At 58.0% G+C, this 9635-nt stretch carries 19 protein-coding genes; 13 read left to right on the top strand and 6 right to left on the bottom strand.

Features of this window, described 5'->3' with window-relative positions; all coding sequences use genetic code 11:
- From KFS80_RS26450 to KFS80_RS26470, 5 genes are all read right to left on the bottom strand, one after another.
- Positions 1 to 645, bottom strand: a 645-nt coding sequence (locus KFS80_RS26450) for a replication protein P (RefSeq protein ID WP_212546437.1), incomplete at its 3' end; no start/stop codon positions are given.
- On the bottom strand, positions 642 to 1385 hold the full coding sequence (locus KFS80_RS26455) for a helix-turn-helix domain-containing protein (protein WP_212546438.1): 744 nt from the start codon (positions 1383 to 1385) through the stop codon (positions 642 to 644). The genes KFS80_RS26450 and KFS80_RS26455, both read right to left, overlap by 4 nt.
- A complete protein-coding gene (locus tag KFS80_RS26460; protein WP_212546449.1) occupies positions 1382 to 2092 on the bottom strand; it encodes a Rha family transcriptional regulator in 711 nt (236 codons plus the stop codon). Before KFS80_RS26460 ends, KFS80_RS26455 begins: the two co-directional genes overlap by 4 nt.
- Positions 2093 to 2510: 418 nt before the next feature.
- Positions 2511 to 2702 carry a hypothetical protein gene (locus KFS80_RS26465; RefSeq protein ID WP_058410615.1) on the bottom strand — a complete coding sequence of 64 codons (192 nt, stop codon included), beginning with the start codon at positions 2700 to 2702 and terminating at the stop codon, positions 2511 to 2513.
- A 29-nt stretch (positions 2703 to 2731) separates the two neighbouring features.
- Positions 2732 to 2935: a helix-turn-helix domain-containing protein gene (locus tag KFS80_RS26470; RefSeq protein WP_095040228.1), complete on the bottom strand. Its 204-nt coding sequence runs from the start codon at positions 2933 to 2935 to the stop codon at positions 2732 to 2734.
- A gap of 99 nt (positions 2936 to 3034) precedes the next feature.
- Here KFS80_RS26470 and KFS80_RS26475 point away from each other — a divergent pair, with 99 nt between their 5' ends.
- Positions 3035 to 3691, top strand: coding sequence for a LexA family protein (locus tag KFS80_RS26475; protein ID WP_095040227.1), 657 nt, complete (start codon positions 3035 to 3037; stop codon positions 3689 to 3691).
- 570 nt (positions 3692 to 4261) lie between these two features.
- Here the strand turns inward: KFS80_RS26475 and KFS80_RS27390 are convergent.
- The gene (locus KFS80_RS27390; RefSeq protein ID WP_024013555.1) at positions 4262 to 4456 is read right to left on the bottom strand and encodes an ECs_2282 family putative zinc-binding protein; all 195 of its coding nucleotides are present in this window, start codon (positions 4454 to 4456) and stop codon (positions 4262 to 4264) included.
- 128 nt (positions 4457 to 4584) lie between these two features.
- Between KFS80_RS27390 and KFS80_RS26485 the strand changes: the two genes are divergently transcribed.
- The 12 genes from KFS80_RS26485 to KFS80_RS26540 all read left to right on the top strand — a co-directional run.
- Entirely contained in the window at positions 4585 to 5160 is a 576-nt protein-coding gene (locus tag KFS80_RS26485) for a hypothetical protein (protein WP_212546439.1), read from the top strand.
- Positions 5161 to 5223: 63 nt separating this feature from the next.
- On the top strand, positions 5224 to 5484 hold the full coding sequence (locus KFS80_RS26490) for a hypothetical protein (RefSeq protein ID WP_108183204.1): 261 nt from the start codon (positions 5224 to 5226) through the stop codon (positions 5482 to 5484).
- 20 nt (positions 5485 to 5504) lie between these two features.
- Positions 5505 to 5729, top strand: a complete 225-nt coding sequence (locus KFS80_RS26495) for a DUF551 domain-containing protein (protein ID WP_108183205.1) — start codon at positions 5505 to 5507, stop codon at positions 5727 to 5729.
- 19 nt (positions 5730 to 5748) lie between these two features.
- Positions 5749 to 6177, top strand: a complete 429-nt coding sequence (locus KFS80_RS26500) for a hypothetical protein (RefSeq protein ID WP_212546440.1) — start codon at positions 5749 to 5751, stop codon at positions 6175 to 6177.
- Positions 6174 to 6389, top strand: a complete 216-nt coding sequence (locus tag KFS80_RS26505; protein WP_212546441.1) for a hypothetical protein — start codon at positions 6174 to 6176, stop codon at positions 6387 to 6389. Before KFS80_RS26500 ends, KFS80_RS26505 begins: the two co-directional genes overlap by 4 nt.
- Positions 6386 to 6580 carry a hypothetical protein gene (locus KFS80_RS26510; RefSeq protein WP_212546442.1) on the top strand — a complete coding sequence of 65 codons (195 nt, stop codon included), beginning with the start codon at positions 6386 to 6388 and terminating at the stop codon, positions 6578 to 6580. Before KFS80_RS26505 ends, KFS80_RS26510 begins: the two co-directional genes overlap by 4 nt.
- A gap of 279 nt (positions 6581 to 6859) precedes the next feature.
- A complete protein-coding gene (locus tag KFS80_RS26515) occupies positions 6860 to 7189 on the top strand; it encodes a hypothetical protein (protein ID WP_212546443.1) in 330 nt (109 codons plus the stop codon).
- Positions 7190 to 7230: 41 nt separating this feature from the next.
- Positions 7231 to 7968 carry a hypothetical protein gene (locus KFS80_RS26520; protein ID WP_212546444.1) on the top strand — a complete coding sequence of 246 codons (738 nt, stop codon included), beginning with the start codon at positions 7231 to 7233 and terminating at the stop codon, positions 7966 to 7968.
- Positions 7965 to 8528, top strand: a complete 564-nt coding sequence (locus tag KFS80_RS26525; RefSeq protein ID WP_212546445.1) for a siphovirus Gp157 family protein — start codon at positions 7965 to 7967, stop codon at positions 8526 to 8528. The genes KFS80_RS26520 and KFS80_RS26525 overlap by 4 nt, the downstream gene beginning before the upstream one ends.
- Before the next feature lie 7 nt (positions 8529 to 8535).
- The gene (locus KFS80_RS26530; RefSeq protein ID WP_212546446.1) at positions 8536 to 8778 is read left to right on the top strand and encodes a hypothetical protein; all 243 of its coding nucleotides are present in this window, start codon (positions 8536 to 8538) and stop codon (positions 8776 to 8778) included.
- Entirely contained in the window at positions 8775 to 9239 is a 465-nt protein-coding gene (locus tag KFS80_RS26535; RefSeq protein WP_212546447.1) for a hypothetical protein, read from the top strand. The genes KFS80_RS26530 and KFS80_RS26535 overlap by 4 nt, the downstream gene beginning before the upstream one ends.
- 75 nt (positions 9240 to 9314) lie before the next feature.
- Positions 9315 to 9635, top strand: a 321-nt coding sequence (locus KFS80_RS26540) for a hypothetical protein (protein ID WP_212546448.1), incomplete at its 3' end; no start/stop codon positions are given.

Here is a 9635-nt window from a genome sequence, read left to right on the forward strand (position 1 = left end):
TGCCTGGGCTTGTTGGTCGGCCAGCTCGTTGGCGAGGTCGAAGGCGGTCTTCTGGCTGTCGTGGCCGATACCGGTGAGGATCTTCCCGTTCAGCGGCTGGCCTTCCTGGGCGCGTCGGATCACCACGGCGTAGTTGTGGTCGAAGCGCTGGCGAAGGCCCTTGTCTTCCTGCTTGGCAGTGCGCAGGTCGAATATTCCGGTCTCGTTGGCAGCAATGCGCACGCCTTCATGGCTGTAGACGCCCATCAATGCCTCCACCCATGCGTCAGAGCTCGCTGGCAGGCCGAAAGCCTCTGGTCCAGGCGTGCACCAGCCAATGAACTGCCCAACGCTTGGGGCGAACGGTGATCCGCTTTTGCGGCACTGCTCGATGCCGTAGCGAATCTGCTCCAGTGAACGGATGCCGGCGGCCATGAATCCCATTGTCCAGTTGCGCATTGCAGCGGCCTTGGCCTTGTCGTCAGGCCAGGCCTGCTTGTGGGCGGGAAAGATGGCCTGAAGCTGGCGAAAGAGGCGCTCCACCACTTCACCCGTTGCATCATCAACGACGCCAAGCTGCGTGCCGGGCTGCGCCGTGGCCTGATAAGGGGCGGCGGTTCCCAGCGCCCGAGCAGCGCCGGGGATCATCTGAGTGACGTTCTTCATAGGTCATCACTCGTATCGGTGCGCCACGTCTTGTCGTAGAAGTCGGGGCCGTTGCCGATAGTCCTGCCGCCCGCCACAACCTTCTCCGGGAACAGACCGGTCCAGCCATTGCTGATGGACTGGTTGATCACGGCATCAGCGTCGTGGTGGCCTGCCAGGGTCTTGGCTTGACGGGCACAGGTAGTGGCGGTCAGAGGCTTCTTGATTTCGCGGCGGTGCTGGCACCAGTCAGCCCAGGTTGATTCGCTGACGCTGAGAGGGCGCGCAATGAGAGGATCGAACTTCGAGGCCTTGCGCGAAGCGGACGGGGAAGCCTTGGCTGAGCCGCGCTTTTCACCCTCAGATGTACTGTTGCTCTTTGTATTACTCTCCTCCGCCTTTTCCGAATAGGGGTCACCGCCTTTTCCGAATAGGGTCGCCGCCTTTTCCGAATAGGTATTCGACTTTCCGAATAGGTCAGAAAGGCGCACGCGGCGCTCCACAACCTGCCGACCATCGCGGATCAGTTCGACCCGCAAAAGGCCCTTGGAAGAAAGCGCGCTGATGATTTCAGAGACGCGGGAACTCGACAGGCCAAAGAACCTGGCGAAATGGCTGTTGCTGGCGTAGCACCCCCTGACAGGGTCTTGCAGGCTACCGATCTCGACCATCATCACTTTCTCAGTGATAGACAGCGAACGGTCCAGCCAGACCTCGGCAGGAATCCACACGCCTTTGAATTGGCGGGGTAGATCAGTCATGCAGCACCCCGCAACGCTTTGTCGTGAGTGAATAGGCCGTCCCAGGTCTTCTTCATTGGCAGCTCGCCGGCCAGGTACAGGTCATACAGGCGCACGGCGCCCTTCTTGAGCAGAACTGGCGTGAAGGAAACGAACGGCTCTTTGCCGTGGGGAGTGACTTCGTGCTGATGCTCGGTCATGTACTTGTCGCGGGCGTAGGACGCAACACGGAAGCGCAGGCCAGACTTGCTCTCGTTGTAGAGCCAGTTGCGGCCTTCGAGGAACTTGCCCACCTGCATGACGTTGACCCCATTGAGGCCCTTGCAGAACTGGGTGTGGGTCATCCCTTCCTTGAACAGGTTCTCCATGGAATGGATTTTGGTGGCTTGGGCCTCGACCTGAATGGAAAGTTGGAGGCGCTGTTGCTCGGCTTCGAAGGCGAGCTGGATCAGATCCATGCGAGAGAGTTCGCGGGGCTGGGAGATCCGCCCTTCCAACTCCTGCCAGCGGTCAACGAGCGCCGCAGTGAACTCAGGACTAAGTTGGGCGACAACGACGAAGCTGTCGCGCTTGCACACCTGATACACGCTGACGCTCTGGCCGAGGTGGTTTCTAACTTCCCCCATTGGGGGAAGTTGAATGGTGCCGCGCTCGGCTAGTCGCTCGATGGATTGTTTGACTTTGTCGTGGCGCGAACCGACCAGCTCCGCAATCTCTTGCGACGACATAGAGGTACGCGACACGTTTTCAGAATTCGAAAAACGTGTCGCGACACTGACGGGGGTATTGACGATTGATTGGGTAGTGGGCATTATTCGCTCCAGAACGTTGTTGCAAGCGCTGTTAAAAGAACCGACCTGATCCGTCGGTTTTTTTGTGCCTGCGATTTGGTGGATGGTTGTTTCACTGGCAGATCCTCAATAGTCCCTGGGGGACTTATCAGCCCTTGCGTCCTATGGAAGCGACGTTGCTCCGGCTCTTTGGTGGCCGGGTCATTCGATCAAGCGCCCGGTTCATAATTGTTGCGGCCAGCTCTTCTGGGGTTACGCCTTTGCGTCTGGCTAGCAGCTCCAGATCGGCGACTCCCTGCCAGTCGAGCTGGATTTCCAGCGGTTTTCTTTCAGGCACAGGGCCTCCTCGGCTACTTCAGGCCACGTCAGTCTTTGCGTTAAGCTCTTCCATCATCTGGTTCAGTCCGCGCTCAAGAATTTCCCGAGCAAGAACGGCTTTCTGGGTCCGCTGGAAGCGGGCCATCGCTGTCAACAAATCATCAGCCACCTCATCCAGGCGAACCTTGGTCGGCTTGTCGTGGAGGTGATCGGGTGCGAAGTACGACATCTGTGTTTCCTTGTGTGGTTGGAATAGGTTTAAGCGGCTTGGAATTCGGTGTTCTTCGCGGTCTTCTCACGCTCAGCAAGCAGCAGCTCAATGGCCTTGCCGGTGCTGTAGCCGACCATCGTCCCGCTGGTGGCGCGGGAGATCGTGGCCTGCGTGGTGCCGCAGTGTTCAGCTACTTCTGTCTGCGACAGCCCGAGCTGGAAAAGGCGATTCAACATCTCTTGAACTGTCATGACTGGAATCCTATGAGGTTTTGCATGACAAATCATACGAATATGCATTGCGCCATGCAATAGAATTCTCATAATCCGCATTCGTATATTTGGTGAGTAATGGATATCGCTGGGCGCATACGCGCGAAAATGGCCGACGCTGACCTAAACGAAACGCAGCTCGGCAAGAGGTCAGGCGTTCCGCAGCCAACGATCAACCGGATTTTGTCCGGGGAAAGCGCAAGCCCGCGCATGCCGACAATTGCAAAGCTGGCCAAGGCTCTGAGGGTTTCGCCGGAATGGCTCATGTACGGCACCGGCGACGAAACCTTTGACGCGAACGTGGAGTCGGCTCCAGGGCCGAACCGGTACTACGAATACCCTGAAATAAGCTGGGTACAGGCGGGAGTTGCAGCGGAGGCAATGGACTTGTTCAACGTGGGCGACTTTGAGGCGATGCACCCTTCTGACGCATGGGCCGGCCCGAATGGCTTTTGGCTAAAGGTGAGAGGGCCATCGATGACCTCAACCAATGGCATGAGCTTCAGCGAGGGAATGCTGATTCTGGTGGCACCGGGTGGCGACGTGGAAAGCGGCCAGTACGTCGTGGCCAAGCTGATTGACACCAATGAGGCCACGTTCAAGCAATTCATCTGGGACTCCGGCAGGGCCTACCTGAAGCCACTTAACCCGTCCTTCCCCACTGTAGAGGTGGACGACACCTGGTCCGTTGTAGGTCGAGTGGTTGATGCGAAGTGGCCTAGATCCGTCCTATAGCTGAAAGGTAGAAGCGGAAAAAACGCCCGGCTATGTTCGGGCTTTTTTACGCCTGCGAAAAATATTATGCAAAAACGTATTGACCGCCATTATGAGGATTCGTATAGTTCACTCCATCGAGTCACCCAACAGGGACTCGCCAGGGCCTCACGGCCTGACCCGCTCTTTAAAAATTCAGAACACGATCCCGCTGCGGAAATAACAGCGGGGCCGCCTGTCCGGCAAGGACAGGTAGGGCCGATGCAAAGGCTCTGTCAAAAACTAACTATTAAGCCGCTACGCCTCTACTGGGGACCGGCGATCTGATCTGACCTACCGCCACGGGAGTGACTTTGGCGCTGGAAGGAAACGCAGGGAGAACCTGCGGCAGACGAGGGATACCGAACTGGCGAATGATCCAGATATGCGTAGCGAGAAGAAACAGAGATGCCGGGCCGCATATTGCAGCCCGGATGCTCTCCAGGTGGCCCTATCTCAGGGCCACGCGGAAAGCAGGAGAAGCAGATGCAGCTTCACATTGATGTTGATGCGACAAAAACAATCGCACTAATTGAATCCATGCGAGCCGACCTAGCTGCCCTTAAACAGATTCCCGAGTTTCCCGTCGATGAACTCCTTCGCCTTGGTGATGGCCTGCTCTCTCACCTCGCCGTAGGGGGCGGATGCGCCACAGTCGTTGCATGTGATGGTCGACTCGTCGTTCAGGTCGTCGGGGTGCTGGAAGTCTTTGCAGCCGCACTTGCTGCACTGAAGCTCTATGTTCATGCGGTATTGCCTCAACGGTTGTAGGGACTGGAGAGGCTAGCACGGCCCGGCGTGGGTAAATATCCGGGCACCTATTTACTGATGCCGCTTCGATGAGGCGGCATTGGAAATCAACGGGAGATACACCGATGGACATCAAAACACTCGAAGCACTCGGCGTCAGCGCAGCAGACCTTAAAGAGCGGATCGTTGAGCAGGCGGTTCACGCTCTTCTCTACTCCACCGGCTTTGACGATGAGGGTGACGAATCGTCATACGCCTCCAAGTTCAAGCAGCAGGTTGAGAAGCGCGTTCAGGAAGCGGTGGATTTGAAGATCGCCGCACTGGCTGCTGAGCACGTTCTGCCTCGCGTCGGCGAAATGATCGAAGCCGCGAACATGATGAAGACCAATGCTTACGGCGAGCCAAAGGGCGAACCGATGACCTTCAAGGAATACATCGCCAGCCGGGCTGAGGTGTATATGAGCGAGAAGGTCGACTACAACGGCCAATCCCGCGAAGAGTCGAAAGACACCTACAACTGGCGCGAGTCAGGCCCCCGCCTCACCGTCCTGATGAAGCTGTATATCAAGGACACGCTTGAAAAGAGCGCCAAAAACGCGATCAACGATGTGAACAAGGTCATTGCCAAGAACATCGAGCTGGCAGCGAAAGACGCCATCCAGGCTTGCGCAGCGGCAATCAAGGTCTCGGCAACTATCTGACGGGCCGAACCTACCCAAGCGCCCGCATCGGACGCTTTGTTGAATTCAAGTGGAGGAAGTGAGATGGGGCGAACTTACGAATATTGCACCACCAAGGATGGTGAGGACATCACGATAAGCCTCACCGTTGTTTCGTTCTCTGGATCGAAAGGGACTTTCAGCCCTGCCGCCTCCGACCCCGACGAGTACTACGGCAGCGTCGACATTGAGTGGTCTTCGACCGACGACACCAGCCATATGACCGACTCCGATATCGCCTTGATGGAGGAATGGCTTGTAAACGAGCATTCCGAGTATCTGGCTGATCAGGACTATTACGACTGATAAACACGCTGGAGGTCGCCATGAGCGACTGGATCAACTGCGATGAGCAGATGCCAATGCCGGATCAACTGGTCGCGGTTTGGCGCAATTGGGGTGAAGGCTTCGGCTACTACCTCGATTCAATTACCGAAGGTTGTTGGTACGACGTCGAGGAGTGGTGTCAGCACGCTGATTGTGTCGGCCATCCGGTACGACCGCCAGTGACAACCCATTGGGCGCCTCTTCCCACCCCGCCAACCGAATAACGCCGCTCTGGAGGCAACCATGAACGCAGCACTGAAGATTTGTCAGGCCATGCACGACGCGCAGTTGCCTCCGATGGTGAGCGAGAGCGCGCAGGAAGTGGCTCGGGCTGAGTGGCTGTATAACGCCGCTGAGCAGTTGGTGCGGTTTGGCTGTGACGTCTCGTTTCAGCGTCGCATGCGGCCGGTTCAGGGCATCACGCTGGCCCAGTTCGCTCTGGCAGTTGATGAGCATGCAAACGATCGGCTTGCTGGCTGCGAGGTCACCACGGCTTCGCTGGGGTACCTGCTGATCGCCGCCGAGCGCGGACACGCTGACAAGGTCGCTGCCGCCGGACTGCTCGGTCCCAGCGATCACCCACTGGGGAAGCTCGGCGAAATTGCGGAGGGCCTACTTCGCCCCCTTATCGATGACGCGCTGATCGCCCAAGCCGAGGACGACAAGTTATGAGTAATCAGGTAGCACTGGCCCGGCTGGGCCTTGAAATCGCGAAGATGCGCAAGTCCTGTACTCCGGTACCTGATCGCACCTTCGTCATGGGCATGATCGAAATGGCGGAGTTCGCCCAGATCATCGACACCCGCACTGCCAATCGTTGTCGGGATGCTCTGGACGCCAAGTTCGTCGAGCGCAACACGCATCTGAAAGGAGTTTCGGCATGACCACTGCACCGGTAAAAACGTTGGTCGATGAGCAGCTCGACGATATCGAGCGGCGCATTGCGATCCTTGGCTTCGGCCTGCCCTTCAATGAGGTCATCGGCCGCAAGCGCGAGGATCTGGTAGACAGCCTCCCGCAGCGTCTGTCGGTAACCATGAAAGGCGGACGCATCGCTGTGAGGGCTCGCCAATGAATCTCGTCTACTGGGTTCTCGTTGTGATCCTGATTGCGGCGGCAGGCGCCTACGGCGTTGTTCGCGATGGCCAGGGAACGTGCCAGGTGCCGCGCTCCACTACCTACCACGTGTTCCGATGACCAGTCTTCAGCGGGCACGCCGCATCCTGATTCGACGAGGCTCGTTTCGAGTCATCGGGCTTTACACATTCCTGATGTTGCTCAGCGCCCTCGCCGACCGCATCACCTCCTGACTTTCAACTTCAATCGCTGCGCACGTCGCGGCAAGGATTTCGTCATGCCTGAATCAAGCCACACGCCCGGGCCGTGGAAAGTGGTCGATGGGTATTACCCCGGCTTCATCAAGATCGTCGGCGCCTCTTTTGAGCCGTCGATAGTCTTGTCGGCAACTGATTTGGACCTTGCAGACTATTGCCGCCGCACAGCCGATGCGCGGCTCATGGCTGCCGCGCCTGACCTTCTAGCAGCCGCACAAAAAACGGTAGATGCCTGGGCGAAATTCATTGCCTCTTTTGATTACGTCCCGGGCATTGGCGATCGAGCTGAAGACATGGAGTTCCGGGAAATCTTGGAGCTCCGAGCCGCCATCAGCAAAGCCACCGAATAAACCTTCCACAGCGCCCCTTTCCGGTGGCGCGGAGAACAGTCATGTCTGATAAAAACATGCAGATTTGGGCACTGGTCGAAAAGACTGACACCCGGTTCACCAAAAAAGCCAAGGTCAACGGCCAGGACATCACCAGCCTGAGCGGCACCGCGATGGTGATGAAGGCCACCGAGCTGTTCGGCCCGGTCGGCATCGGTTGGGGCTGGAAGATCATCGAAGAGCGCTTCGATGAGGGCCACGAAATTTACATCGGTGAGGGCGACAAACGCTCCTGCATCGGTCGCGAAATCGGTCACACACTCAAGATCGCCCTCTGGTTTACCCAAGAAGGTCAGCGCGGCGAGATCGAGCAATACGGCTGCACCCGGTACCAGTACAAGACCAGCTACGGCATGACCACCGACGGCGAGGCGCCGAAGAAGTCGCTGACTGACGCAATCAAGAAAGCACTTTCCATGCTTGGGTTCAGCGCGGATGTATTCCTTGGGTTGTTCGATGATGAGACTTACGTCGAGCAGCTCAAGGAAGAACAAGCGATCGAGCAGGCGGTGGACAAGGACGCCGAGATCCTCCGCCAGAAGCGGGAGCGTCTGGACTGGCTGAACTCGGCCGTGGAAACGATGGGCAAGGCCGTCACTGCCCACGAACTGAAGATGCTGAACGTCAAGTACATCCGCGAGGCGACACGCCGCAACGAGCCGACGTTCATCGCCCGAATCACTCGCGCCTTTGAAGAACGCAAAGCGACCATTGAGCCCGGCAAGGAGAATGCAGCATGACCCAGCTTTACGCACTGACCGGCAAGCTCGCCGAACTTCAGGGAATGGCAGACACCGACGATGAGGGCCTGAAAGAGGCCCTGCAGCACGCAATGGACGAGATACAAGGTGAGTTCGAGGTAAAGGCCGACAACATCGTCATGCTACGCCGCAACATCGAGAGCGACGTAACGGCCATCGACACCGAGATTGAGCGTCTGAAAGAGCTCAAGCGCATCAAGTCCAACAGCGTTTCGCAGATCAGCGACTACCTACGTCGGAACATGGAAGCCGCCAACCTCAAGTCGATCAAGCGCCCGCTGTTCACCATCACCCTGGCCTTGGGCAAGGAGAAGGTCATCGTCGATAACGAAGACGCGGTGCCGGACGAATTCACGGCGGTGAGCGCCTGTATTACCCCTGACAAGAACGCGATCGCCGCCAAGCTCAAGGAAATTCGCGAGCATAACGAAGCTGTGCGCAAGCGCATGGCCGCCGGCGAAGACGCAGAACATGAACTGATCGAAGAGCCGGCCTACGCGCACTTGGAGCGCGGGGACAGTTCGATCCGGATCAAGTGAGGCCAGCATGATCAGCGACCACCTCAACCTCGTCGAGCAGCACCGACCGGATGCCGAGTCGATCGCTGACCGAATCGCGCAGTACTTAGCCGCCGGCGGGCGGATCGCCCAACTGAAAAGCCCGCCGCGCAATCCGCTACCGCCGCCCCGCTCGACTCGAATAGACCCTGAAACGGTTCTCAAGCGGCGCCCGAAGCCGATATCGGCAGCCGACCGCAAGACTCTGCGCAAAATGGCGGACTCGATATGAAGTCGAAACGCAAACCCAACAACGGTTTCGCCCGGGCGGAACGCAGTTGCCGGGCGCTGCTGCGCACCAACCATGTCGCTGTGGTCAACATCGACCCCAGCGGCAGCCAGATCATGGCGAACTGGAAGAGCTGCCGGCAGATCCGCAGTTTGGCAATCGCCAATGCGATCTTCGATTTCTCTTACCGCTGGACGATCTACATCGGCGCCATGTGTCGCGACGAACGCGGCGCCGAGTACATCAAGTCGGTGGAGATCTCGCCCGAGGGCATCTATAAGGTCGAGCGCCTGACTGATGCCATCGAGCATTACTACCTGGAGCTACGCAACAGCGCGAACCCGACGCATCTGATCGCATCAGGCTGGATCGCCATTCCGGACGAAGTTTCGATGGATGAAGCCGAAGCCGCGAAGCTGTTTTACGCCGCCGGCGCCTGGCATCAGGTGAAGGTCGCAGCGTGAGACGTTTTCGCACCCAACAACGCAAACGACAGACCTGGCTGGACTTGCCGGCCAGCGGAATTGAAGAGGTAGGCCATGGCCGAGGAAAAGGAACTGACGGAGGAAGCCAAGAAGCAGCGCAGGAAGCGCGAGAAGGCTGCAGCAAAGGACGCTGCATTGGGCGTCGAGAAGTTTACGGTTGAGGTCGCCGGGGTGTTCAAGCCTGACCTGAAGGCAGTCATGGCGGCGCACGGCATCAATAACCAGCAGGAGGTTTACCAGCTGCTGCTGATGAACCTGATCGCCGCTGACTTCGAAACCCAGGCCAAGATGCTCAAGTGTGTCACGACACCTTTAGTTGTTACTGAAAAGGTGTCGCGACTCATCAGGGAAGCCGGAATGAAGTCGCTCGCCGAA

This window comes from Pseudomonas rustica (genome assembly GCF_018336155.1).
GTDB classification, from domain to species: domain Bacteria; phylum Pseudomonadota; class Gammaproteobacteria; order Pseudomonadales; family Pseudomonadaceae; genus Aquipseudomonas; species Aquipseudomonas rustica.

Bases quoted from the DNA above. Each gene is read 5' to 3' on its own strand.
- KFS80_RS26455 (WP_212546438.1), bottom strand. From the start codon at position 1,385: ATGACTGATCTACCCCGCCAATTCAAAGGCGTGTGGATTCCTGCCGAG.
- KFS80_RS26460 (WP_212546449.1), bottom strand. From the start codon at position 2,092: ATGTCGTCGCAAGAGATTGCGGAGCTGGTCGGTTCGCGCCACGACAAA.
- KFS80_RS26465 (WP_058410615.1), bottom strand. From the start codon at position 2,702: ATGTCGTACTTCGCACCCGATCACCTCCACGACAAGCCGACCAAGGTT.
- KFS80_RS26470 (WP_095040228.1), bottom strand. From the start codon at position 2,935: ATGACAGTTCAAGAGATGTTGAATCGCCTTTTCCAGCTCGGGCTGTCG.
- KFS80_RS26475 (WP_095040227.1), top strand. From the start codon at position 3,035: ATGGATATCGCTGGGCGCATACGCGCGAAAATGGCCGACGCTGACCTA.
- KFS80_RS27390 (WP_024013555.1), bottom strand. From the start codon at position 4,456: ATGAACATAGAGCTTCAGTGCAGCAAGTGCGGCTGCAAAGACTTCCAG.
- KFS80_RS26485 (WP_212546439.1), top strand. From the start codon at position 4,585: ATGGACATCAAAACACTCGAAGCACTCGGCGTCAGCGCAGCAGACCTT.
- KFS80_RS26490 (WP_108183204.1), top strand. From the start codon at position 5,224: ATGGGGCGAACTTACGAATATTGCACCACCAAGGATGGTGAGGACATC.
- KFS80_RS26495 (WP_108183205.1), top strand. From the start codon at position 5,505: ATGAGCGACTGGATCAACTGCGATGAGCAGATGCCAATGCCGGATCAA.
- KFS80_RS26500 (WP_212546440.1), top strand. From the start codon at position 5,749: ATGAACGCAGCACTGAAGATTTGTCAGGCCATGCACGACGCGCAGTTG.
- KFS80_RS26505 (WP_212546441.1), top strand. From the start codon at position 6,174: ATGAGTAATCAGGTAGCACTGGCCCGGCTGGGCCTTGAAATCGCGAAG.
- KFS80_RS26510 (WP_212546442.1), top strand. From the start codon at position 6,386: ATGACCACTGCACCGGTAAAAACGTTGGTCGATGAGCAGCTCGACGAT.
- KFS80_RS26515 (WP_212546443.1), top strand. From the start codon at position 6,860: ATGCCTGAATCAAGCCACACGCCCGGGCCGTGGAAAGTGGTCGATGGG.
- KFS80_RS26520 (WP_212546444.1), top strand. From the start codon at position 7,231: ATGTCTGATAAAAACATGCAGATTTGGGCACTGGTCGAAAAGACTGAC.
- KFS80_RS26525 (WP_212546445.1), top strand. From the start codon at position 7,965: ATGACCCAGCTTTACGCACTGACCGGCAAGCTCGCCGAACTTCAGGGA.
- KFS80_RS26530 (WP_212546446.1), top strand. From the start codon at position 8,536: ATGATCAGCGACCACCTCAACCTCGTCGAGCAGCACCGACCGGATGCC.
- KFS80_RS26535 (WP_212546447.1), top strand. From the start codon at position 8,775: ATGAAGTCGAAACGCAAACCCAACAACGGTTTCGCCCGGGCGGAACGC.